Origin of the sequence: Paenibacillus puerhi, assembly GCF_009846885.1 — a bacterium.
Lineage (GTDB): Bacteria > Bacillota > Bacilli > Paenibacillales > NBRC-103111 > Paenibacillus_G > Paenibacillus_G puerhi.
This window is the reverse complement of sequence record NZ_WUWM01000041.1, coordinates 14727-37928: the sequence shown is the minus strand read 5'-3', so window position 1 is coordinate 37928 and position 23202 is coordinate 14727. Positions and strand designations below refer to the sequence as shown.

Below are 23202 nucleotides of genomic sequence, written 5' to 3'. Positions count from 1 at the left end.
AGAGTCAGCCTTAATTAAGGTGATGAACTAAATATAAGTGGAACCCGGGAATTTGTAAACCGATTACATCTGTGTATTTCTGGAGATCGCTTCTTCCTATCCAACCTTTTCCCTTTTGTTACTATTAACCAATCGAGACCCGCTTACTCGAATAAAATTAAAAAAAGACCTCCTGGCTTTGCTATTACGCAAAGTGGAGGTCTGTTCTTCACTTGTTCTGGCGCCGTTGACGCTTGGACTTGTATTCGCATATTCCGTCAGACATCGATCCGTCCGATGCCGGCAGCCTAATGGGAAGCTCTCATCCGCTGAAAGATGATATAGGAGCCGTCCGCCGAAGCCGTCGACTTCCTCCCCTTGCCCCAGCCCACTTGCTCCCGGTAGCTGCCCAGCAAGCCTTGGGCGTCAAGAGCTTCTTCGTTCACAGCCGTGTTCTCATCCGCAAGCGGAGCCACGTAGAGGGCATCGGTCGGGCAATACAGCTCGCACATGAAGCAGCTTTGGCAATCGGATTGCCGGGCGATGACGGGAATACCGTCCTCCCTGCGCTCGAATACGTTGGTCGGGCAGACGGATACGCATTGGTTGCAACTGATGCATCTTTCCTTGCTGAGCAGCTCGATCATAGGCTTACCGCCTCCTTGATCTTCGTTTCGCCGGTTGCCTGCGGCTCCAGCGGCCGCGCCCATGGACGATCCAGCCCCCCGCTTACGATACGGTAGTGCTGGGCCGCATCCTGAGCCGGGAAGTCCTCCCGACGATGCATGCCCCGTGTTTCCTTACGCTCCAGTCCGCTGGCATACATCCATCTCGCCGTCGCCGTCATCGCGGCCGCCTCGCGGATGCGGACGGTATGGCCCTCTCCTGAGCTCAGACCTTGCTTGACTTCCTGCCATACCTGCTCCAGCCGGTCCAGCGATTCCTTCATCCCCTTGCCGCTCCGGAACCAGTTGCGGTCGTAAGGAAATACCTCGCTCTGTACGCTGCTCACGATATCGCGGACATCAGTCGCTCCGGCCGAAGCCGCAGCCTGCGTCGGCACTCCGCTAGCCTCGGACAAGCCCTTGGCCTTGCGCTGCGCTGCGCGAGGGCCTTGGCCAAGCGCATAGACGGCCGCGCCTTCGCCCGCCCAGTAGCCGGAGGACATCGCCCAGGCCGCGTTGTGGCTGCCGCCTCCGGTGAAGCCTCCGCAGATCAGCTCCCGCGTAGCTGCATCGCCGGCGGCATACAGGCCGGGCACCTTCGTCGCGCAGGTCTCATCGACGATGCGAATGCCTCCGGTGCCGCGCACGGTACCTTCGAAGCGCAGCGTGACCGGGAACTTCTGGGTAAACGGGTCGATGCCGAGACGGTCGAAGGACAGGAAGAAGTTCGGCTGCGCTTGGCGCATGGCCGCCTTGACTACCTCATCCGCCTTGTCGAGGAGCGCATAGACCGGCTCCTTCTGCAGCGTGCGGGCGATGACCGAACGGCCCCGCTGCGAGCCCGCTCCCTCGATCACCCGTCCATCCTCGTAGTAGAAGGTAGCCCAAGTATAGAACGCCGACTTGGTTACGGGCGAGAAGGCCGGAGCGAGCGAATACGCCGTGGAAAATTCCATGCCCGAGAAATCCGCGCCCGCCTCTGCGGCCAGCAGGTAACCGTCTCCCGTCAGCACATTCGTGCCCAGCGCCTTGCTCAGGAAGGCGCAGCCTCCGGTAGCGATCACCACGGCGGCCGCCTCCACCTTCCAAGGCTGCTGCGTCTGATTATTCACCCCGGCCGCGCCAGCTACGCCATGCTCGTCGGCTAGCAGCTCCAGCGCCGGACTGTGGTCGAGAATGCGGACGCCCGCCTTCTGCACCTTGCGGCGCATCAGCTTCATGTACTCGGGCCCCTGGAGACTTCGGCGATGAGGCGAGCCGGCCTCGTCCACCGGGAACGGGTAGCCCCAGGCGGCGATGCTATTGATGTTATCGTACGTACGGTCCAGCACGCGCTTCATCCAGCCCCGGTCCGCCAAGTAGCCGCCAAGCCCTTCCCGGCTGGCCATCGCCTCCTCGCGGGATTTCGCGTCGGGCTCCACATACCAGACGCCCGTCCCCGAAGGCGCCGTCGCACCGCTCGTCCCGCAATAGCCCTTGTCGACCAGCACGACAGCCGCTCCTTGCTCCGCAGCGGTCAAAGCCGCCCAAGCGCCCGCCGGTCCCCCTCCGATAATCAGTACGTCCGTTTGCAAATGAATAGCATGCTCACTCATTCTCATGCCCCCCGGTTGAATAAAGTTTCCCTGCAACGAGCAAAAAGACCTCCGGCTTGGCAGTGATGCCACGAGCTGGAAGTCTCCTCTCATAAGGTCGACCCTTAACATATTATTCTTAGTTAAATACTTGGTTATTAGAATATATCACCGAATGACCGGACCGTCAAGCCGTCAATTTGACGGCTTGACGGTCCCCGCCCGCGCAGGCAGCCGAAGCGAAAGCCATAGGATCAGGACGCCGATCACCGCGCAGGCAGCTGCGAGTCCATGCAGCTTGCCGGTCGTAATCCCATGTCCAAACGCAGCCCCGAGCAGACTGGAGGACAGAATGGTCCCCATAAATCGGCTCGTCATAAACAGCCCCGAAGCGATGCCCGTCTCTGACGTGGCCACGGACGCAAACAGTGCCGTCTGCAGGCCCAGATTATGAAATCCGCCGCTGATGCCCAGCACAGCAAGCACGAGGAAAATCCAGGCCGGGGAGCTGTCATCATGCAGCGTAAGCAGCAGCAGCGCCCCAGTCAGTACGATCAGAGAGCCGGTGATGAGCGGCGTCTTGGAGCCCTTCCGATCGATCCAGCGGCCGACAAGCGGCGTAACGAATACGCCGAAGCCCGAGATGGCCAGCATCAGCAGACCTACCTGCTGCGAGTCGAAGGCCCTCACCTGCTGCAAATAGGACGGGATGCCGAACATGACCGAATAAAACACAATATTGACCAGAATAAATTGCAGATAGACGAGCGTTACCTGCCGGTTGGCCGCCAGAAATCGCACATCGACGAAAGGATGACGACGCCTGGCCTCAAACACATAAAACCCGGCGGTCAGCGCAAGCGCTGCGGCCAGCAGCCCAAAGCTGACTCCCGTCTGGAAGGACAGGAAGAAGAAGAGCCACGTCACGATCAACACAATAAAAAAGAGAATGCCCCAGCCGTCGAGCGCCCCGGGCGCGGGCTTCTGCGCCGCTCCGTCCTTCGGCATCCAGCGCACAGCCAGAATGAAGGAAACGAGAATCACCGGGAAATTAATCAGGAATATCGCCGGCCAGTCGCTGTAATGCAGCAGAATGCCCCCGACGGAAGGGCCAAACGCGGCCGACGTGGAGGCGAAGATCGACATGACCCCCAGCGTCCTCGCCAGCTTGGAGGTCACCACCTGCCGGATGATCCCCATGCCCGACGGATACAGCGCGGAGGTCCCGATCGCCTGGATGACGCGAAAGACCATCAGCCAGCCGATACTGGCGGAGAACGGAGCAAGCATCGAGGATACCGTAACCAGCCCGAGCCCCGCTAGAAATAACCGCTTGCGCCCAAACAGATCGCCAAGCTTGCCCATCACCGGCTGGGCGACCGCGCTCGCGACATAATAGGTAGCGATCAGCCAGGAGATCGCGCTGTAGTCTACCGCGAATTCCTCCTGCAGCCTGGAGAACGCTACCGCAATCATCGACGTGTTCAGCGGATTCAGCATCGTGCCCAGCGCGATAGCCACTATGAGCCCGAAGTGTCCTTGCGCAGACCGTTCTGCCTTCGTTACTGCCATGTTCCGCATCAGCCCTCCCCATTGCTTGCATTTGCAACTATCGGGCGTATCAGCCTCGCAACAGGTGCGCTGAGCTGAAGCCGCCGATTGGTTGCACTCGACAAGTTTATGGGTATTAACCTAGCATGGCTCCCCGTAATTTGTCAATTGACGGGAATATACGGAAATAGGAATGCCCTTTATAAGGGGCATTCCGCATTCAAAGCCGAAACCCGCAGCGCCTGCAGCGATACCGGTACGCCTCGAGGGTTCACCAGGCGTACGGTCCTTTGCTCGCCTGGCAGCAGATCGAAGAAATTATCGCTGAAGCGAACGCCGCCGAGCGGCAAATCCAGCTTGATCATCCGCGCCAGCGCGCCTTGCGCCGTGATGCGGATGACCTGCTCCTGCTCGTCCGCCTCGATCATGAGCTCTGCCTCGGGCAGCTGCATATCCTTCGGATCGCGTAAATAATAGCCGTTCGCCGGCGCTCCCCAGTCGGCAGCCTCCAGCCGGATGTATATTTCCTCGGCTCTGCGTCCCTGAAGAACTCTCTCCTCTGTCAGGCTTCCCAGCCGTACGGACGTATTGGCCGCCACTTCGGCGGGAAAGACATGCGAACCGACGCGATGGCCCTGGAGATCATAGACGGTCAGCGTCACCTCGCCGCTATAAGCTTCCAGCCGGTCATTGACGACCCAGACCCGCAGATCCTCCCCCGGCTCATGGTCGATGGAGAGCAGCAGCGGGTGGTAGAACGACTTGGCATAATAGAACGAGGCCTTCGGCAGCAGCTCGTAGTCGATCAAGGACCAGCTGGTGCCCGGCCAGCTGTCGTTGAGCTGCCAGACAAGCGTCCCGCTCGTCCGCTCCTTGTTGCGGCGGTAATGCTCGATCCCGTACTTCAGTCCTTCCGCCTGGGTCAGCATCGAGAAGTTCATGTACTCCTCGATATCGTTCGGAATGCCCGTGAAGCCCTCCATCAGCAGAATCCCCTTCTGATGATTGGTGTCCTTGTTCCGGTAGGCCATCTCCACGCTGCCCCAATAAAACTCGCCGGGCGGCATATTCTTCTCCAGCGTATACCGGTTGGCCGACGCGTGCATGCCGAATTCGCTGCTGAACAGCGTAAAGTCCTTCTTGTAGTTGCGGAACGTAACGCCCTCGATGCTGTAGTCCAGCAGAGGCGGCTCGCCGAACTTCCGCGGATAGACCGACCCGTGCCATACTTGCCAGTTGTGGCGGTCGCCCACTTCGGGATCGTTTGCGTCGCTGCCTCCGAAAGGTGAAGACGGCCAGTAAGCCCGGCTGTCATCCAGCTCCTCCAGCACCTCGGGCAGCAGCTCATGATAGATAGCCTCGCCATAGAACGGGCAGGTGATATCGCCGCCGGCAGACTTCATATCATAGAGCCAGTCGATCTCATTATTGCCGCACCAGAGCGCCAGCGAGGCATAATTGCGCAGCCGCTTCACGTTGTAGACCGCTTCGCGGCGCACGTTATCCATGAAGTCCTTGTTGAAGTCCGGGAACAGCGCATTGGCAAAAGCGAAATCCTGCCACACCAACACGCCCTGCCGGTCGCATTCCTCATAGAAAATATCCTTCTCGTAAATACCGCCCGCCCAAACCCGCAGCATATTCATGCTTCCTTCCACCGAGAGCTCGATCAGCTCCCGGTACCGGCTGTCCGGAATCGCCCCGATGAAGTGGTCCGCCGGAATCCAGTTGGCCCCTTTGGCGAACAGCTTCACGCCGTTCAGCAGGAAGGCGAAGGCATGGCGGCCCTGCTCGTCCTGCAGCTGCAGTTCGACGGTCCGCAGACCCAGCGGCTCCCGGTAACGGTCTACCTCTTCTCCGCCGGCCAGCAGCACGACCTCCAGCTCGTACAAGTAGGGCTCGCCCAGGTCATGGGTCCACCACAGACGCGGCGCCTCGACCCCGAGCTCGAACTGCCCCTGCTTCCCCTGGATCTCGCCGTCGCATGACGATACAACCTCTCCTTCCCGAGAGACCAAGCGCAGCTCGCAAGTCCTCGGCTGATCGCGGCAATACACGGCCAGCTCCACATCTACAAGTACTCTTGCTTCGGCTGCCTCGGCCGATGCCGTACGGGCGAAGATGCTCTCCAGCCTCGCACGGCGGCTGCGCCGGATACGAACGCCTCCCCAGATGCCGACCGTGACCATGCGAGGTCCCCAGTCCCAGCCGAAGTTCATCGCTGCCTTTCGCAGCCAAGGTCGCTCCTTGGTGTAGGAGGACCACTGGAAAAGCTCCTTGTCCCGGTTATGCAGATATAGCGGGTCGAACTTCACCGCAATCGTATTTTTCCCTTCCTGCAGCACCCGCGTAACATCAAAGGCATGCCCCATCAGCATATTGTCCGTCCGGCCGATCTCATGCCCGTTTACATACACCGTAGCGAATGTATCCAATCCTTCGAAGAACAGCTCATGCTTCTCCTCGCCGTCCCCGATCCGGTATTCGAAGCTGGTGCGGTACCACCATTCCTTCTGCTCGATCCAGCGGCTCTTGGCGTCGTTATGGCCGTAGTACGGATGGTCGATCAAGCTGCGCTCGATGAGAGCCGAGTGCACGTCCCCCGGCACGCGGGCCGTTACCCAGAACCGGTCATCCAGTCCGGCCGCCGCTACCTCCAGCGGCTTCATCTGCCCGACGTCATAGTGCTGGATTTTCCACAAGCCTGTCAGTTCCATCCCGTTGTTCTCCCTCCATGCTTCTCTCTAAAGCGGCCGGCTCGCCACAGCCTGCGCCGCTTCCTCGCGGTATTCGCTCGGCGTTTTTCCCGTAAATTTCTTAAAGACCTGACTGAAATACTTGACGTCTTCGAATCCGACGCGAGCCGCGACTTCACTGACCTTGGCCGGAGAAACGGACAGAATCTCCATCGCCCGCCGCATCTTCTGCCGGGTCACATAGTCGCCGAACGTCATGCCGACTTCCTTCTTGAATACTTCGCTGAGATGATTGGGGTGCAGATGGACGAAGCGAGCGACCTGCTGAAGCCCCACATCCTTGCCCATATGCTCCTCGATATAAGCCATAGCCTTCTGCGCATGGGTGGCCTGGCCTTGTCCGAGCTGCTCATGGTACAGCTTCATGATGCCGTTCAGATGCTGATAGAGCACATCCACTGGGGAGTATCCCCGCTTCAGCAGCAAGCTTTCCTTCGGCGACGCCGCGGTCCCTTCGGCACGGCCCGTTGCCGTAAGCACCCGCTCCAGCCAGCGGTGAGCCGAGAGCGCCGCCGACCGGATCAATGACTCCAGCGATTCAAGCGTCATATCCGGATCTTCAAGCTGCTCCTGCACATAGCGCTTCACCCATGCTTTGAGCAAGACCGGATCATCCTCCAGCAATATCGAGGACAGTTGCTGCTCCTCTTCCTGGGTGCAGACCGTCTTGCCGCCCTGGCGCTTGACGATCCGGGCGTACTCCAGCATGCTCTTGCCGAGCAGCCCCTTGTAGCCGTAAACGTAGTCCGCCGTGGTGAACGAATGGTGCAGCTCCGCAGAAGAGGATACCGTATCGCCGCATGCGATGAACAGACTGCACTTTAGCTGACGTTCGATTTTCGCCAAAATCGCTTGATGCTCCGCCGCGTCTCCCCGAATACCGGACTCCAGCTCGACGGCGGCCACGATCCGGTTCTTTTGAATAAGCGTGTCGCAGGGGAGCAGTTCGCCCAGCATGTTATTCACCGCAAAGAGCAGCAGAGCTTCCGCCGAAGGCGAGTCCCCCCAGCCCTCGGCCGACACAATCAGCGTCTGCAGCCGCCGGTTCCCTGAGCTTTCCCTGTTAAGGCGAGGCAGGTACTGGGCCAGCAGCAGCGGATCCGTTCCGTCCGTCTCGCCCTCGATCACCCAGCGCTCGAACAATCGGTTGCGCACTTCCTTGTTCTTATAATGGTCCTGGTTCGAATGCCTCCACTTCTCCTCGATCCGCTGACGCGCCTTCAGCACCGTCTTCATGATCTCGTCCGGACGGCTGGACTTGAGCAGATAGTCGCCAACCTCCTGACGGATGGCTTGCTGCATATAGGCAAAGTCATCATAGCCGGACAGCACGATGACCTCCAGCTCCGGCAGCATCCGCTTCGCTTCCTCAGCCAGCTCAAGGCCCGTTTTTCCCTTCATCCGGATATCCGTCAGCAGAATATGCGGCCGCTCCTGCTTCATCCGCATCAGCGCTTCCTCGGCAGAGGCCGCAGGCTCCAGCAGCTCGATCCCGATTTCATTCCACTTGATGACCTTGGCCAGCCCCGTCCGGATAATCACTTCGTCATCCACGATCATGATTTTCATGCGGCCCCTCCAATCTCGGAATTTTGAAAGAAATACGCGTGCCGACCCCTTCACGGCTCTCGATCTGCAGCCCGGCATCCGGTCCGTAATGCAGCAGCAGCCGCTCATGCACATTGCGCAGCCCATAGCTGGCATCCGAAGCGGGCTCGCCCGGCGAGGACGGATGCATGCTGCTTCGGACCTGCTCCAAGCGTTCCTCGGACATGCCCGCCCCATCGTCCAGCACGATGAAGCTCATGTCGGCGCCCTGGCGCTCGACATGGATCGAGATTTGCCCCTTCCTGCCCTTCTTCTGGATCCCGTGAATCATCGCATTCTCCACCAGAGGCTGGAGCAAAAGCTTGAGCATGTATACGCTCCCCAGCTCCTCGTCCACCGTATAGTCCACTTCAAATTCATCCGGGAAGCGGATCGACTGGACGACCGCATAGTTGCGGATATGCGCCAGCTCCTGGTCGACGGAACAATATTCCTTGCCCCGATTGAGACTGAACCGGAGGAAGTCGCTGAGCGCCCCGACCATCTCGGCGATCCTCTGCTGGTCCTCCATCAAGGCAATCCAGTGAATCGAAGAGAGCGTATTATATAAAAAATGCGGGTTGATCTGCGCCTGCAAAGCCCGCATATCGGCTTCCTTCTTCCGCGACTCCTGAAGAATAAGCCGTTTTTTCAACGATTCGATATGCGTGCCCAGCCGGTTATAGCTCGCCGCCAGACGTCCTATTTCATCCGCCGCGCCGATCGGATAGGTCGGAAGCGGCTCGTCGGGATTGATCTTCGAGAGCAGGCGGGTCAACGCCCGCAGGGGATTGGTGACGCGCTGAACGACGAACAGGGTCAGCCCCACCGTGAGCAGGACCGATACGATCACAGCCGCTCCCGTCAGCACCAGGATAAAGCGGTTCTCCGCCCAATACAGGTCGAACGGAATGACGCCCACCAGCGTCCAGCCTGTCGCCTCATCCCGGTAGTGAAGCAGCGTCTTCCTGTCCTGCCGCTCTCCATACGTCAACGCCCCCGAGCCCGATCCCATGCTTCTGATAAGTTCAGCCGCGGGGAAGGGTTCCTGCTCCGCAAGCAGCCTTTTGTCGGTAGCGGACAGAATCTCGGCCTTTTCGTTCAGGAGGATGACCTGTCCCTGACCTTCGTTCAGCCGCGGCTCCGTCCAGTTGCGCGAGACGGCCTCTTCATCCAGACTGATGACGAGCCAGCCGAACGTCAGATCATAGTTGTTCACGCTGCGCAGCGGACGGATGAAGGATATCACCTGCCGAGAGCCTGCATAGTTTTCGATCCCGTACCGTCCGGTCCATTGCTTCTCCCGCACCTGGGTAAAGTCCAGCTTCAGCTCGGACGAATAGCTGGCCGATGTCGAGATCGGCTCCTTTCCATCCACCGGGTAGATGGTGATGCTCGAAATATAAGATTTGGAATAGACCAGATTGGTCATCGTGCCCAGGATGCGGGCTCTGGCCTGGGCGTCCTCGGCCTGTCCCTTCATCCCTTCCTGTATGTCCTGCTGGCCGATCAGATAGATGGACATATTCTCGACATCCTTGACGATGAAGCGAAGCTTGGCTCCCATCTGAGCCAGCGTATTGATGCCGGATTGCTTCGTCTTTTCTTCCGTACTGCGCGAAGAGATGATGTAGGCGAAGCAGCCGAGGGAAATTAGCGGCAGCAGCGTAGTGATCAGCATAAACAAAGATAGCTTGCGCCGCAGCGAATCGTTTATCCATTTCAATATGCCCATCCTTTGCTCCCCCCAGCTGTCCGATCCTCTCAAGCGCGCGGATTATGCGCTAGCCTGATTGTAAGCTAGCCCTAGTTTACCCCTTTACGGCCCCGGCTGTCATGCCTTTCATCACATGCTCCTGAAACAGCATATACACGACGATCGTCGGCAGCACAGCCAAGGTCATCGCCGCCAGCGTCAAGCCGAAGTCCGTCTGGTAGCCATCGGCAAAGTTAGCGATGCTCAGAGGCAGCGTCTTGAGGCTCGACTTGCTGATGAACACGAGGGCGAAGGAGAAATCATTCCAAAAATGCAAAAAGCTCAATATCGTAACCGTCGACAGCGCGGGCAAGGAAATCGGCAGCATAATGCGCCAGAAGACGCCCCATAGACCCGTTCCGTCGATGAAAGCCGCTTCCTCAATTTCCTTGGGGATCGTGGCCAAATAGGCCGTCAGCACGAAAATAGCCGTAGGCAGCGCGAAGGCCGTATAGGGCAGGATCAACGCCCAGTAGCTGTTCAGCAACGAGAGCTGCTTCATCATGATGAACAGCGGGACAAGCGTGCTATGGATCGGAATCAGCATACCCACGACAAAAAAGGTAAGAATCCAGCCCTTGAAGCGAAACCTCAGTCTGGCCAGCGCGTAAGCCGCCAGCGAGGTGATAAACAAGGTAAGAGCCAAGCTTACCATCGATACGAGCACGGAGTTCGTGAACGCCACTCCCATCTTGGATGATTTCCAGGCGAGTACGAAATTATCAAAGCCCCATGAGGAGGGAAGTCCGAACGGACGGCTGTAGAACTCGGCATTCGTCTTGAACGCGCTGATAAAGAGCCAAAACAGCGGATATAAGCTGAGCAGCGCATACGCCGTCAACAACACCCATAACAGGCCCTGCCGCCATTTTTTGATCGCGATGCCATATCCGGGCGCCGCAGCTCTCTTGGGAAGAACCGATGGATTCACAGTTGCCGCCTCCTTTCCTTATGCATTCGATTTGCGGTTGGTCAGCCATTGGCTGATGCCGATGAACAGCAGGCTGATCAGGACGATCGACGTCGAGATCGCGCTTCCGAAGCCGTACCGGTACGAAGAGAATGTCGAGTTGTACATGTAGGTGGCGAGCAGTTCGGTCGCGTGCGCCGGCCCTCCCTTGGTCATGACGTAGACGAGATCGAAGGACTTCAGGCTGCCGGAAATGCACAGCACGATCGCGACCTGCAGCGTCCCCCAAATCATCGGAAGCGTGATGGACACAAGCTTGCGGAATCCGTCCACGCCATCGATCTTGGCCGCGTCATGAATCTCACCGGGGATGTTCTGCAGCGCCGAGATAAACAGGATCAGGTACAGCCCGACGAAGCTCCAGATCAGAGGAGGCGTCAGCGAGAAGATCGCGATCGCCGGATCGGACAGCCACTGCAGCTTCCATGCGGATAACCCCAGCTTATCCAGAAGGAAGTTGAGAATGCCGATCTGCGGATGGTACATGTACTGCCACACCATCCCGATGACGACGGAGGAAAGCACCATCGGCATAAAGACGGCGGAGCGGATAAAGCGCTGCAGGCCGTTATTTTTGGACAGCAGAATGCCGAGCACCAGGGCAATCGGCAGTTGGCCGAATACGGAGGCCAGCACGAAGATCAGATTATTTTTCAGCGTTCTCCAGAAGATCGGATCCTGCGCAATTTCCACGTAGTTTTTCAAGCCGATGAATCGGGCCTCGCCGATGCCTTTCCAGTCGAAAAATCCGTAGTACGCCGACCAGATGACCGGAACGAACACGAACAGCGCGTATACGAGAATCGCAGGCGCCAGGCACATCACGATAAACCTGCGCAAATAGGGGACGTTCACGAAGCTCACTTCCTTCTCCCGAATGTAGTCAGCCCTCCATACGGAGGGCTGTCTGCCTGGTGCGATGCCTTACTTGCCGAGCGCGCCGGCTTGGGCATCCTGAATTTTCTTGGCGATCGCCTCCGGATTGCCGCCCATCAGCAGCTCTTGGAGAGCGTTGTTCGTTACTTCGACCGCGGCCGAGCTCAGCTTGGAGTCGTAGACGGGCGAGATTTTGACCGACTTCATCAGCTCATTCAGCTCCACAAACAGCGGATGGGCCTTCGACTTGTCCACCTCGATCTTGTAGCTGACAAGCGTGCTGCTGTCCAGCGTCGCCTTCTGACCGTCCGGACCGGCAAGTGCATAGAACAGTTGCATAGCGGCATCTTTCTTCGCTCCCGAGAGCTTCTTGCTGACGCCAAGACCTGTTCCGACTACGCCCGCTGTGGATTGCGCTTCCCCCTTGCCCCCCTCAACCGGCGGCAGGATCGTGACGTGCGTCACATCGAGCACTTCCTTAGGCGCATTCTTCACGACGTCGGCCATCGCCCAGCCGCCGTCGATGAACATAGCCGCTTTGCCTTGGAAATACAGCTGGCGCATCTGATTCTGATCGATGCTGTTGAAGCCTTCCTGGAACGCCTTGGATGAGCCCAGCTCCTGCAAAACTTTCAGCGCACTTACGAATTCGGGATCGGTGAACTTGGCCCCCTCCTGCTTGACTGCCTTGAGGAACCATTCCGTGCCGGTCACCCGGTCGCCGATGGTGCTGAAAATCGTGGACTGCGCGGCCCAGTTCGCTTTATTGCCGAGCGCAATCGGGATCACGTTGTTTTTATTGAAGGTATCTACCGCCTGCTGCAGCTCGGCCCATGTCTTCGGTACCTTGACCCCGTGCTTGTCGAAGACCGACTGGTTATAGTAGATGAAGGAAGAAGGCGCCAGGTTCATCGGAACCGAGTAGATCTTCCCGTCCACCGTATAGCCGTCGAAGGCGTTGTCGATAAAGTTGTTTTTCCACTCCGGCTTGCTGTTCAGGAATTCGTCCACCGGCTGAAGCAGATCGCCGCCCACAAACTCCTTGGTCATGGCATCCGGCCACATGACGAACAGATCCGGCATATCATTGGCGGCCGCAACCGTTCTTAGCCGTGTCTTCAGGCCGTCTGTCGGCAGACCTTCAACCTCCAGCTTGATGTTAGGATGTTTGGCAGTGAAGTCATCGAGAATTTGCCGCATAGCCACCGACTTGGCATCCTGCCCGGTCCAGTTATGCCAGATCGTCAGGTCGACCTTCTCCCCGCCTCCTCCAGCCGCCGCTCCCTGCTCGGCGGGCTGATCGGTATTTCCGCACGCGGCCAGTACCGATACCGCCGTCATCAGGCTGAACCCTATTTTCAAATAATGCTTCATTCTATTTGCCTCCCCTTTGGTCTTATCTTGTCTTTATTGTACGGCTTCCTTACGGTTTCAGTAAGGCGAATTCGATAAGGAGGAGGGTAGGAAAAGATCGGATATGAAAAAAGCGCTGCTCCCCTATAGAGGGAACAGCGCTTTCCGGCCGGGCTTGATGATGTTCGATTTACTTGCCGGTCAGCTTCGTCCAGAAGCCGCCCTTGAAGTTCTTGGGCTCATGCGAGATGACAAACGCCTTGGGCGCCAGCTCGGCGATGGTATCCATCAGCCTGCCGGCATTTTTGCGCCGCACCAGCACCTGCATCACCAGCCGCTGCCCGTCGCGCCCGTCGGCCGACCAGGAGGTCACGCCGTAGCCGAGCTCGCGCAGCTTAAGAGGCAAGGAGGATTGGGGGGAGTCGACGATCACCTGCACGACCAGGTAGCCCAGCGCCAGCTTCTCCTCGATCCGGCTGCCGAAGTAAACCCCCATTCCGAACCCCAGGCAGTACGCGGCCATATTGAACGGATTGCTCATGTTTTGCAGAACGAGATTGAGTCCCATCAGATAAATAAAGACTTCCAGCATGGACAGGAATGCGGCTACCCACGTTCTGCCTTTGATCGTCAGGATCAGCCTAAGCGTGAAGGTCGAGACATAGGCGATGTTGATCGCGATGATCGATCCGATCAAAGGCAGCGAGATCATGGCTGTTGCCGGGCTGCGATATACTCCGGCCGGGGCTTCTGTCCGGAATACGGGGCTTCCAGCCTGTTCTCCTCGCTGTTGAATACCATAAAGACGTTGCTGCGCGGCATCGGAGAGATATTGCTGTTCGACCCGTGCATAATATTGCAATCGAAAAACACGATCGAGCCCGCCTTCCCTACCGGCGTGTCGATGCCATGCTCGCGGACCAGGTCGGTTAAGGTGCCTTGGTCGGGAACGCCGTATTGCTGCCGCCGAAGGGAATCCTTATAGTGGTCGTCCGGCGTCTCCCCTACGCAGCTGATGAACTTCTTATGGGAGCCGGGCACGACCATCAATGGCCCATTGAACGAAAAATTATCCTCAAGCGCGATCGAACAGCTCAGCGCGCGCATCCTCGGCATGCCATCTTCCACATGCCATGTTTCAAAATCCGAATGCCAGTAAAACTCCTTGCCCGTAAAGCCCGGCTTCAAATTAATACGAGATTGATGCACATAAGTAGGGCCGCCCAACAAATAATCCACGATGCGCTTAAGCTTCGGATGGGAGGCCAGAGACCGGAACGTATCCGCATTCCGGTGCACTGCGAAGATCGAACGCACCTCGTCGCTATCCGGCTCCCGGATCACCTCGGGAGCATCGGCAGACCTCGCCTCGTTCCACATCTGCCCGAGCGCCTGCTTAAGCTGGGCCACTTCGTCCTCCGAGAAAAAAGATTCCATAAACAAGTAGCCGTTGCGCTCATAAAAGTCCGACTGCTCACGGGTTAGCAGACTGGACGGGCTCCATTCCCCATAGATGACGGGGTCCTTCCGCTCCAGAATCGCCGGCTTGCTGCTCATCCGGGACGGGTAGGCATCCTGGACGATACGGCTCTTCAGATCTGTTGTAGCTTTGGCCATCATCATAGTTCAACTCCTCCTCTAGGCTTGATTGGCAGTACTTGCCGGATAAGTTCCGTTCTCGTCGTGTACCTCTCGGCCGACGAGCGGGGGATTGAACACGCAAATCATGCGCAGCTGAGAGCTCGCGCGCAAGTAATGCTTCTCATGCCCATCGAGAGCGTACAGCGTGCCCGGCCGGATCGGGTATGTCCGGCCGCCGATCACTTCGATCTCCCCTTCGCCTTCCACACAATAGACGGCCTCCACATGGTTCTGATACCAGATCAGCGTCTCCGTTCCCGCTTTGATCAGCGTGTCATGCATAGAAAAGCCCATCCCATCCTTGGCAAGCAGCAGCCTCCGGGAATTCCAGGTCGGCGCATCGACATCGTCCGGAGTTCGGATAATTTGCTCGAGATGCTTGACGATCATTGTCCCGACGCCTCCTTTACCTGACGAGCCGTCTGGCGCTTCGCCAGCTCAGCCATCCCCTGCGCGAGAAGCTCCAGGCCCTGCTCCAGTACGTCGGATTCGATCGTAAGGGGAGGCATCAGCTTCGCCACCTCGCTGCGGGGGCCTGAGGTTTCCATAATCAGGCCCATCCGGAACAAGATCGCGCACAGCTCTTCGGCAAGTCCCTCGTCCCGGAAGGCGATCCCTTGGATCAGGCCCTTGCCGCGGATCGTGCCATGAAGCTCCGGATATCGCGCCAGAAGCCGCTCCAGACTTGTGCGTAGGGTCCGGCCGAGCAAGCCGACGCGGCTTTGGAATTCCGTCGTCCTCCAATATTCCAGCGCTTCCGTCGCGGCGATGAAGCCGAGATTATTCCCGCGGAACGTACCGTTGTGCTCGCCCGGATTCCACAGATCGATCTCCGGCTTGAGGAGCGTCAGTGCCATCGGCAATCCATAGCCTCCGATGGACTTGGAGAGGCAGACGATATCCGGCTCGATCCCGGCTTCGTCGAAGCTGAAGAACGTTCCGGTCCTGCCGCAGCCCATCTGTACATCGTCCACAATCAGGAGGATACCGCGGGCTTTGCACAGTGAAGCTATCTTCCTTAGCCATGAGCGGCTCGCTTCATTCAAGCCTCCTTCGCCCTGCAGCGTCTCCAGGATGACAGCCGCAGGCAGCGGAACGCCGCTTCCCGGATCGTCGAGCAGCTTCTCGATATAGGCGGCCGTGTCCGTCTCGGCTCCGAAGTACCCGTCATAAGGCATGAAGACGGATTGATTCAGCTCCACCCCGGCTCCCTGGCGCTTGAAGGAATTGCCGGTCACGGCGAGCGAGCCGAGGCTCATCCCGTGAAACGCATTCGTAAAGCACATGACCGTGGAGCGTCCCGTTACCTTGCGGGCGATCTTCAGTGCGCTCTCTACGGCGTTCGTACCGGTCGGGCCGGGAAACATGACCTTGTAGGTGAGCTTTCGGGGCTTGAGAATAATCTCCTGAAAGCGGGACAAGAACTGCTCCTTGGCGGCAGTCGCCATATCCAGGCTGTGCGTCACGCCGTCCTGCAGCAAATACTCGACCAGCTTAGCCTTTATCCGGTCATTGTTATGCCCGTAGTTCAAGGCTCCCGCTCCCGCGAAAAAATCAATATAGGCATTATCCGCTTTGTCCCAAAGCCTGGCATTCTTCGCTTTCGTAAATACCGTCGTGAAGCTGCGGCAGTAGCTGCGTACCTCAGATTCCATCGTATCGAACACCTGCAGGGATGGCAGCTCCAGCGTCGTCGTCATCGTCATGGTGTTTCCTCCTTTAGAATGGTCAGGATTTATGAACGGGCAGCGGCCCTATCGTGAATAACACTTCTTCTTCATGGCCCGACTGGGCCGGAAATAAAGAGGCGGGATACCCGGAAGACAGCTTGAGCTCGCTTCGGTACTCCTGGGCCAGCCGGATAAACAACCCTCGGGAAGCCAGATTCGAAGGGCTGATCGTCGCCTCCACATACCGGATATCCCGGCACGGCTCGCTTCCGAGCAACTCCTTCAGCAGCATGCGGCCCAAGCCTCTGCGCCGGGCCGAGGGGGCGACCGCGATCTGCCAGACGAGTAAGGTGTCCGGCTTGCCAGGCGGCCGAAATCCGGCGACGAAGCCGGCGATCCCCCGCTCTCCTTCCGCAACCAAACATGTTTCCTTGAAATAATCGCATAACAAAATATAAGCATAAGCCGAGTTCAGCTCCAGCGTACCCGCTTCCTGAACCAGCTCCCAGACCCCCGCCCCGTCTTCGGGTGCAGGCGTCCGGAATCTTACCGCTGTGCTTTGCATAAGACTCCTTTCCGCTAGCGGCTTTGGGCTTTCCCGCAGTTCCAGCTCACACTCCGGATGACCGGAAGCGTTTCAGAAAAGCCTGAAGCCGTTCGCTTTGGGGATTTTCAAACAAGGCTTCCGGCGGACCCTGCTCGACGATGCGTCCGTCCGCGCCGAACACGACCCGGTCGGCAATCTCCCGGGCGAAATCCATCTCATGGGTGATGAGCATCATAGCCATCTCGCCCTCCAGCGCAATCTCCCGGATGACCTCCAGTACCTCGCCCACCAGCTCCGGGTCGAGCGCCGAGGTGACCTCGTCAAAGACCATGACCTTGGGACGCATCACCAGAGCGCGGGCAATGGCTACCCGCTGCTTCTGCCCGCCGGATAGCTGGGAGGGCTGCATCCCGAGCTTATCCCCGAGGCCCACCTTGCCCAGCATCGACACGGCCTGCGCCTCCGCCTCCTCGCGGGTCAGGCCGAGTACCTTGCGCGGAGCTTCCGTAACGTTGCGAAGCACATTCATATGAGGGAACAGGTTGAAGTGCTGGAAGACCATGCCGATCTTCCCGCGCATACGGTGCAGATGCTTTTCGTCAGCTCGGACAAGCCGATCCCCTTCCCGCTTGTGCCAGAGCAGCTCGCCATCCACTTCAATCGTGCCGGAGGTCGGTTCCTCCAGCGTCATCAGCAGCCGGCCCAGCGTCGTCTTTCCCGAGCCGCTCGGTCCGATAACCGCCAGCTTCTCGCCCGGGGCAAGGTCCAGATCGATCGCCTTCAGCACTTCTACCTCTCCGTAAGTCTTGCCGATCTTGGAATATCTCACCATCTGCTGCATCATGCGCCAGCCTCCTTACTCTCCGGTCTTGCCTCCGCCGAAGCTCCGTTTTTGACCGGAGCGCAGCCAGGCTGCAGCGTCCAGCGTCTTTCCATCGCCCGGATCAGCAGGGAGGCCGGATAGCTGATGATCAGGAACAGAATGCCCACCATCGTGTAGGGCTCGAATACCCGGTACGATTCCGATACGATGTTTTTAGCTGTCAGCAGCAGCTCTACCAGCGTGATCGCCGATAAGATGGGCGTCTCTTTGAACATCACGAGCAGATAGTTCCCCATAACCGGGATCGTCGGCGGCAAGGCTTGGGGTAAAATAATCCTCAACCAGGTTTGGGTCTTCGAAAAATTCAAGGCGACCGCGGCCTCCCATTGACCTTGGGGCACGCCGTTGATGCCCGAGCGGTATACTTCAGACAAATACGTGCTGTAATGCAGCCCAAGTCCCAGAATTCCTACCGTAAAAGCCGACATTGTGAACGGCGTCAGCTTGGGCAATGTATAGTACAAGAAAAAGACTTGAACCAGCAGCGGCGTGTTGCGGACAAAGCTGATGAAGCCCTGAGCCGGCCAGGACACCAAGCGCCACCCGGAGGCAACCATCAGCGCCAGCACAAGCCCTCCGATACACGCCACCGCGAAGCCTCCGCAAGTGGCCAGTATCGTTATCCACAATGCCTTGACCAGCTCCGGCATGATCTCCAGCGCATAAGCCCAATCCCACATATCGCTCAAAGCCTCCCTACCGACGCCTTGCGTTCGATGAGGCGTATAGCGAATGCAATCAGCGCATTGATCATGTAATACATGATCAGCAGCAGCGCCAAGATCTGCGGCGTCCATGCGATATAGTTATTCCGCAGCACCATCGCTTGGTAGGTCAAGTCCGCCAGCGTTATAAAGTAAACCAGCGAGGTTCCCTTGACCAGCTCGATGAGCAGGTTGCCAAGCGGCGGAAGCATCCGGACAAAGGCCTGCGGGATGATGACGTAGAGCATACGCTGCCACGGCTTCATATTGAGCGCTATAGCGGCTTCCCATTGTCCCTTCGGGACGGCAAGTATCGAGCTGCGCACAATCTCCGAGCCATAGGCGCCGTAATTCAGCCCGAGCGCTAAGACGGCCGCGAGCAGCTTGGGCAGCTCGATACCGACAAAGGGCAGAGCGAAGTACAGCCAGAAAAGTTGAATAAGCAGCGAGGTTCCGCGGAAAAATTCAACGTAGATCGTCGACAGCCATCTGATCGCCCGCAGCCCCGATAGGCGCGCAAGTCCGACCGCTATGGAAAGCACAAGCGCAACACCTGCGGATAGCAGCGCCACCACTATCGTGATCCGGGCCCCCTGCAGCGGCAAGGGGAGCAGCTGCGTCCATGAGGATATCATCCTACTGAGCGCACAGCGCTTCGGCTGTGGCGTCCCCCGGCAGTTCTTGCTCGGTAAAGCCGAACTCGCTCAGAATCGCCAGCAGCTCGCCCGACTCCTTCATTTTCTTCAGCTCGGCGTTGAACGCTTCCTGGAAGGTCTTATCCGCCTGACGGAACGCCGTGGCTCCATAGCCCCGTACGCTTTTCCCGTCGACCAGCGGCTGTTCGAACTCGCTGACCCGCTCCAGCTGCTCATCTCCCGCCGAGTCGAGCATCGCCTGCAGCGCAGGTCCGGTCATTGTAATCGCTTGCGCGCGTCCTGCCTGCAGGGCGCTTAAGGCCGAAGCCTGGTCCGGGACAAGAACCATCTGATCCTTGGCTACTCCCGAGGCTTCCAGATAACCGATCTCTACCGCGCCGGTCATGACCGCTACTTTCAGCTGAGGATCTTTAGCTAGGTCTCCATAGCTGTGCAGCTTCTGTGGGTTTCCTTTCTGTACGGCAATCGCCTCGCCGATGCTATACTCCGGATCTGCGAATAAGACCGCCTCGCAGCGCTTCGGATTAATAAACATCCCGGCAGTTACCATATCGAACCGTCCTGCCTGCAGGCCTCCGATCAAGGAACCGAACTCGGTGAGCTCGCCATTCATCTCCTTGATCCCCAGCTTGCCGAGAACCGCTCTGGCAATTTCTACTGCTTCTCCCGTCAATTGACCGTCGGACGTCTTATAGGCGTACGGTTTCTCGTTGGCGAAGCCGATGGTAACGGCTCCTTGTCTTTTCGCCTTCGCTAACGTATCCTCGGTTCCGGCCTGCGGTCCAGAGCCTTGAGCCCTTCCCGCCGTCCCGGCTTCCTGGGTCCCGCACCCAACGACTGATGTGAGCAGCGTTAGAAACAGCATGATCGCTAACCCCCTTCTCAAGCAGCAACACAACCCCTCTTAAGAATTTGTTCGCGCGAACACTATTAATGCTAGCATAGCTTTCCAGGTCAGTCACACGGGCTCAGCAGTGTTTTTCCCAGATAATCCCTCCCCTCCTAGTCTGAGGGAGGATTACCCGCCCTATGCTCCCTTTTCCTCCCGTAACATGCGGGATCATATATCAAACGGCGGTTTCCCCGGCTGGAGAAGTATGGTATTCCGCCAGGAGCATACGTTCCCTTTTGCCATCCATATCGCTTCTTGTGCCTCCATCCAACCGATCGCGCGCACGCCAAAAAGCCGTCCTCGGCATACAGGACGGCCTTTATCGCTTATCCAAGCTAGGGCGAGCGCCCCGTCTCACAAGAGTCCATCCGAGTGGTTGAGAACGTTCATTCCTGTTCGGAATGGCTTTCATGACCCGGATGCTTCCGTTACTCCGCATATTCGCGGAGCAGCCGCTTCGTCTCATCCGCTTCCAGAAGGTCGGCGGGAGCCATGCCTTTCTCGATCCAGCAGTCCGTACATTGCTTTTCAGTGACACATTCGTGAGCCTGCTGACAGGTATAGCAAAACCGGAGATAGTTTTGCGTGACGATCGTTCCGTTGGCTTCCATTTGGATCCACTCCTTCTGTTTCTTATGGATCAAGCATAACACAGACACCGTTGGATTCATGTGATTATTTTCACAAAGTTCCGGGTACAGGAGGTGCGGGCTGTAAGTAGAGCGATCTGAAAGTCATGTAATCATGGAGCAACATAGAAACGGTGGCAGGGTTACGGTTAACGGAGATGTTGAACTGTTAGCGGTTGGGATGGACACAGATACGAAGGTAAGGGACATATTGGACCCTTAGAGCGACAATTTCTTGGTATTCCCGGCGTTTGGAGCCGCTTAGAGTACGCCATGAGGCTGTCGATTCATTGTGGACGGCAGCGCAGTTAAGTAAAGGCTGAACGTAACGGACACCACAGTCGCTATTTCACAAAAATGGGGCCTGTTCAAATTGTAACGGACACAGACGACCTTACTTACGTCAAAATCGCATAGAATGGGCGCAAATGCACCAAATAGCGTCATCTGAGTCCGTTAGATTTTCAATATCGCGAAAATGCTGCAAATAGAGACGCTGAGGTCCGTTAGCGAAAGCATAACGTTTCAACTCAGTTACTCACAATGAATCGACAACCTCCGCCATGTCCGTTAGCCGATCCCGATACCCATGCAGGTATGAGGGACAAGTAACGTTACTTCGGGAACGTGCTACTAGGGCATCTCGGCTTGAGCAGTCCGCTATGTAATCGCATTCAATAGCGGGAATGGGTGGTGTTCGGGGGCAATCGCGGCCGCCCGTCTTTATTGGGCGTATGCGTGGAGCTTTTCCTTCATTTCCTGCTCCTCCTGCTGACCGTGCTGCTCCTGCAGTTCGGCAGGCATCAATCCTTTTTCAATCCAGCAGTCTATGCACTGCTTTTCGGTGGCGCACTCGTGAGCTTTCGGACAAGTATAGCAAAAGTGGAGATAGTTTTTTGTCATAATGGTCTTGGGGTTTTTCATCTAGCTTCACTCCTTATCGTTCCTATGAGTTAAGCATACCACCTGCGCAACCGTATTCATGTGATCCACTTCACACAAGTCGAAAACTCGCCCTTGCCTGTGCCGGCTGCAAGCATCAAAACCCCCGGCTCCGATAGGGCCGGGGGCTTGGGTATGAGATGAGCTTGCGCCGCGCTTACTTGCCCAGCGTGCCTTGAAGCTTCGCCGAGTCGAAGGAAGGGTCTGCCTTCGCCTTCGTATCGCCGGCTGCCTTCACTTTATCGAGGGCCGCGTTGTAACGCGTATTCAGGTCCGCGATCACTTGATCCAAGTCGCCGCCCTGAATCATATATTTTGTAAACGCATCGGATTTCTTCACGCCTTCCACCTTGCCCTCGACGGTATACGTCGGAGCGGCCGGATAGATCGCGTCAAAGGCTGTCGGTACGAAGCCCTCCATGCCAGGAAGCTCTCCTTGCTTGGCATTCGCTGTAATATGCGGAAGGATCGAAACGCCATAGCCTTTCTCATGGTAGCCCGTTTGAACTTCGTCGCTGTACATGTATTCGATGAACTTCCAGGCCTTGTCCTTCTTGTCCGACTCCGCGCTGATGGACAGATAAGCTCCGCCGTTGACGAGCGATGCGCCTTTCTTGTTGCCGTCAATCGTAGGCACTGGAGCCGATGCCCACTTGATCTGCGCCGGGAACTGCGTGTTGTAGACCGCTGGCTCCGCCGAGTGGTTCACATACATGCCGATTTTGCCTTGGGCAAATTGCGCACGGAGCGGGTCGATATCGAGCGCCTCCGAGCCCGGCAGCATGCTGCCGTCCAGACGCATCTGGCGCAGCGCCTCTACCGTTTCTTTATAGGCGCCAAAATCATATTGGCCGGTCTTCAGGTTATACCCTTCCACTACGTTCGTGCCGCTCAGCGTAGCGATCGGATAAGCGACGCGGTCAAAGGCGGAGGAGCTTTTGAAGCTGCCGGCAAAGCCGTAAGCGCCCGTGCTCTTGCCCGCTTCCGTCAGCTTCTTCGCTGTATCGACAAGCTCCTGAAGCGTTGTCGGAGGGGACTTGATGCCCGCCTTCTCGAACAGGTCTACGTTATAAACCAGACGCCAGATTTGACCGACGTTCGGCAGGCTGTAGATTTTACCCTCGTAAATATTTTTCTCCTCGGCGAACGTGGAGGTGAACTTCGCTTTCATGTCCTCGCTGATGTAGGGATCCAGCGGCGTCAGGAAGCCCTTTTTGACCCAAGGCACCACTTTATTGAAGTCGACGCGAAGGATGTCTGGCGCCTGCTTGCTGGCGAAGGAGATATCGACCGATTGGTCGTAGTTATCCGCCATGACCGTCAGTTCGACCTCCAGGTTGTCCTTGTTCGTTTCATTGAATTTCTGGATGACCTGCTTGATATAATCCGCATCGGAACGGTCATTGGTCCAATAGGTGATTTTGGTCTTGGCTGCGCTTCCTCCTGCAGCGGCTCCCGAGCCCTGAGGCTGATTCTCCGCAGGCGAAGAAGAACAGCCGGCCAGCATAACCGTAGCTACGAGGCTTAACGCGATTGCATTTCCTTTCTTACTCAAAATAAACCCTCCCCCG

21 protein-coding genes are annotated in these 23202 nt (G+C 57.6%); all 21 read right to left on the bottom strand.

Annotated features, from left to right (window positions below):
* Nucleotides 1–287 precede the first annotated feature (287 nt).
* A complete protein-coding gene (locus GSF01_RS26355) occupies nt 288–626 on the bottom strand; it encodes a 4Fe-4S dicluster domain-containing protein (RefSeq protein WP_159888244.1) in 339 nt (112 codons plus the stop codon).
* Complete coding sequence (locus GSF01_RS26350) at nt 623–2239, bottom strand: FAD-dependent oxidoreductase (RefSeq protein WP_159888243.1); 1617 nt, start codon at nt 2237–2239, stop codon at nt 623–625. The genes GSF01_RS26355 and GSF01_RS26350 overlap by 4 nt, the downstream gene beginning before the upstream one ends.
* A 174-nt stretch (nt 2240–2413) precedes the next feature.
* Complete coding sequence (locus tag GSF01_RS26345; RefSeq protein ID WP_159888242.1) at nt 2414–3790, bottom strand: MFS transporter; 1377 nt, start codon at nt 3788–3790, stop codon at nt 2414–2416.
* 179 nt (nt 3791–3969) lie between these two features.
* Nucleotides 3970–6486 (bottom strand): beta-mannosidase, encoded by a 2517-nt coding sequence (locus tag GSF01_RS26340; RefSeq protein WP_159888241.1) that lies wholly within the window; start codon nt 6484–6486, stop codon nt 3970–3972.
* Between the two features lie 27 nt (nt 6487–6513).
* Entirely contained in the window at nt 6514–8094 is a 1581-nt protein-coding gene (locus tag GSF01_RS26335) for a response regulator transcription factor (RefSeq protein WP_159888240.1), read from the bottom strand.
* Entirely contained in the window at nt 8072–9847 is a 1776-nt protein-coding gene (locus GSF01_RS26330; RefSeq protein ID WP_328803709.1) for a sensor histidine kinase, read from the bottom strand. The genes GSF01_RS26335 and GSF01_RS26330 overlap by 23 nt, the downstream gene beginning before the upstream one ends.
* Nucleotides 9848–9923: 76 nt before the next feature.
* Nucleotides 9924–10751 (bottom strand): carbohydrate ABC transporter permease, encoded by an 828-nt coding sequence (locus GSF01_RS26325; RefSeq protein ID WP_407945802.1) that lies wholly within the window; start codon nt 10749–10751, stop codon nt 9924–9926.
* A 66-nt stretch (nt 10752–10817) separates the two neighbouring features.
* The gene (locus GSF01_RS26320; protein WP_201305490.1) at nt 10818–11660 is read right to left on the bottom strand and encodes a carbohydrate ABC transporter permease; all 843 of its coding nucleotides are present in this window, start codon (nt 11658–11660) and stop codon (nt 10818–10820) included.
* A 102-nt stretch (nt 11661–11762) separates the two neighbouring features.
* Complete coding sequence (locus tag GSF01_RS26315) at nt 11763–13088, bottom strand: extracellular solute-binding protein (protein ID WP_159888238.1); 1326 nt, start codon at nt 13086–13088, stop codon at nt 11763–11765.
* Between the two features lie 169 nt (nt 13089–13257).
* Nucleotides 13258–13779: a DUF2179 domain-containing protein gene (locus GSF01_RS26310; RefSeq protein ID WP_159888237.1), complete on the bottom strand. Its 522-nt coding sequence runs from the start codon at nt 13777–13779 to the stop codon at nt 13258–13260.
* Entirely contained in the window at nt 13776–14690 is a 915-nt protein-coding gene (gene thpD, locus GSF01_RS26305; RefSeq protein WP_407945800.1) for an ectoine hydroxylase, read from the bottom strand. The genes GSF01_RS26310 and thpD overlap by 4 nt, the downstream gene beginning before the upstream one ends.
* A 15-nt stretch (nt 14691–14705) precedes the next feature.
* Entirely contained in the window at nt 14706–15098 is a 393-nt protein-coding gene (locus GSF01_RS26300; protein WP_159888236.1) for an ectoine synthase, read from the bottom strand.
* Nucleotides 15095–16408, bottom strand: a complete 1314-nt coding sequence (gene ectB, locus GSF01_RS26295; protein WP_407945801.1) for a diaminobutyrate--2-oxoglutarate transaminase — start codon at nt 16406–16408, stop codon at nt 15095–15097. The genes GSF01_RS26300 and ectB overlap by 4 nt, the downstream gene beginning before the upstream one ends.
* A 28-nt stretch (nt 16409–16436) precedes the next feature.
* The gene (gene ectA / locus GSF01_RS26290) at nt 16437–16943 is read right to left on the bottom strand and encodes a diaminobutyrate acetyltransferase (RefSeq protein ID WP_159888234.1); all 507 of its coding nucleotides are present in this window, start codon (nt 16941–16943) and stop codon (nt 16437–16439) included.
* A 46-nt stretch (nt 16944–16989) separates the two neighbouring features.
* Nucleotides 16990–17769, bottom strand: a complete 780-nt coding sequence (ehuA, locus tag GSF01_RS26285; protein ID WP_328803708.1) for an ectoine/hydroxyectoine ABC transporter ATP-binding protein EhuA — start codon at nt 17767–17769, stop codon at nt 16990–16992.
* On the bottom strand, nt 17766–18488 hold the full coding sequence (gene ehuD, locus GSF01_RS26280; protein ID WP_159888233.1) for an ectoine/hydroxyectoine ABC transporter permease subunit EhuD: 723 nt from the start codon (nt 18486–18488) through the stop codon (nt 17766–17768). The genes ehuA and ehuD overlap by 4 nt, the downstream gene beginning before the upstream one ends.
* Before the next feature lie 5 nt (nt 18489–18493).
* Nucleotides 18494–19147 (bottom strand): ectoine/hydroxyectoine ABC transporter permease subunit EhuC, encoded by a 654-nt coding sequence (gene ehuC / locus GSF01_RS26275; protein ID WP_159888232.1) that lies wholly within the window; start codon nt 19145–19147, stop codon nt 18494–18496.
* Nucleotide 19148: 1 nt separating this feature from the next.
* On the bottom strand, nt 19149–20033 hold the full coding sequence (gene ehuB, locus GSF01_RS26270) for an ectoine/hydroxyectoine ABC transporter substrate-binding protein EhuB (protein WP_159888231.1): 885 nt from the start codon (nt 20031–20033) through the stop codon (nt 19149–19151).
* Between the two features lie 455 nt (nt 20034–20488).
* Entirely contained in the window at nt 20489–20671 is a 183-nt protein-coding gene (locus tag GSF01_RS26265) for a hypothetical protein (RefSeq protein WP_159888230.1), read from the bottom strand.
* 741 nt (nt 20672–21412) lie between these two features.
* A complete protein-coding gene (locus tag GSF01_RS26260; protein ID WP_159888229.1) occupies nt 21413–21613 on the bottom strand; it encodes a hypothetical protein in 201 nt (66 codons plus the stop codon).
* A 175-nt stretch (nt 21614–21788) separates the two neighbouring features.
* Complete coding sequence (locus GSF01_RS26255; protein WP_235941750.1) at nt 21789–23186, bottom strand: ABC transporter substrate-binding protein; 1398 nt, start codon at nt 23184–23186, stop codon at nt 21789–21791.
* Nucleotides 23187–23202: the final 16 nt, after the last annotated feature.

Bases quoted from the DNA above. Each gene is read 5' to 3' on its own strand.
- GSF01_RS26340 (WP_159888241.1), bottom strand. From the start codon at position 6,486: ATGGAACTGACAGGCTTGTGGAAAATCCAGCACTATGACGTCGGGCAG.
- GSF01_RS26355 (WP_159888244.1), bottom strand. From the start codon at position 626: ATGATCGAGCTGCTCAGCAAGGAAAGATGCATCAGTTGCAACCAATGC.
- GSF01_RS26330 (WP_328803709.1), bottom strand. From the start codon at position 9,847: ATGGGCATATTGAAATGGATAAACGATTCGCTGCGGCGCAAGCTATCT.
- GSF01_RS26315 (WP_159888238.1), bottom strand. From the start codon at position 13,088: ATGAAGCATTATTTGAAAATAGGGTTCAGCCTGATGACGGCGGTATCG.
- thpD (WP_407945800.1), bottom strand. From the start codon at position 14,690: ATGATGATGGCCAAAGCTACAACAGATCTGAAGAGCCGTATCGTCCAG.
- GSF01_RS26335 (WP_159888240.1), bottom strand. From the start codon at position 8,094: ATGAAAATCATGATCGTGGATGACGAAGTGATTATCCGGACGGGGCTG.
- GSF01_RS26350 (WP_159888243.1), bottom strand. From the start codon at position 2,239: ATGAGTGAGCATGCTATTCATTTGCAAACGGACGTACTGATTATCGGA.
- GSF01_RS26260 (WP_159888229.1), bottom strand. From the start codon at position 21,613: ATGAAAAACCCCAAGACCATTATGACAAAAAACTATCTCCACTTTTGC.
- ehuA (WP_328803708.1), bottom strand. From the start codon at position 17,769: ATGATGCAGCAGATGGTGAGATATTCCAAGATCGGCAAGACTTACGGA.
- ectB (WP_407945801.1), bottom strand. From the start codon at position 16,408: ATGACGACGACGCTGGAGCTGCCATCCCTGCAGGTGTTCGATACGATG.
- GSF01_RS26265 (WP_159888230.1), bottom strand. From the start codon at position 20,671: ATGGAAGCCAACGGAACGATCGTCACGCAAAACTATCTCCGGTTTTGC.
- ectA (WP_159888234.1), bottom strand. From the start codon at position 16,943: ATGCAAAGCACAGCGGTAAGATTCCGGACGCCTGCACCCGAAGACGGG.
- GSF01_RS26345 (WP_159888242.1), bottom strand. From the start codon at position 3,790: ATGGCAGTAACGAAGGCAGAACGGTCTGCGCAAGGACACTTCGGGCTC.
- GSF01_RS26320 (WP_201305490.1), bottom strand. From the start codon at position 11,660: ATGTGCCTGGCGCCTGCGATTCTCGTATACGCGCTGTTCGTGTTCGTT.
- ehuB (WP_159888231.1), bottom strand. From the start codon at position 20,033: ATGCTGTTTCTAACGCTGCTCACATCAGTCGTTGGGTGCGGGACCCAG.
- GSF01_RS26300 (WP_159888236.1), bottom strand. From the start codon at position 15,098: ATGATCGTCAAGCATCTCGAGCAAATTATCCGAACTCCGGACGATGTC.
- GSF01_RS26310 (WP_159888237.1), bottom strand. From the start codon at position 13,779: ATGATCTCGCTGCCTTTGATCGGATCGATCATCGCGATCAACATCGCC.
- ehuD (WP_159888233.1), bottom strand. From the start codon at position 18,488: ATGTGGGATTGGGCTTATGCGCTGGAGATCATGCCGGAGCTGGTCAAG.
- ehuC (WP_159888232.1), bottom strand. From the start codon at position 19,147: ATGATATCCTCATGGACGCAGCTGCTCCCCTTGCCGCTGCAGGGGGCC.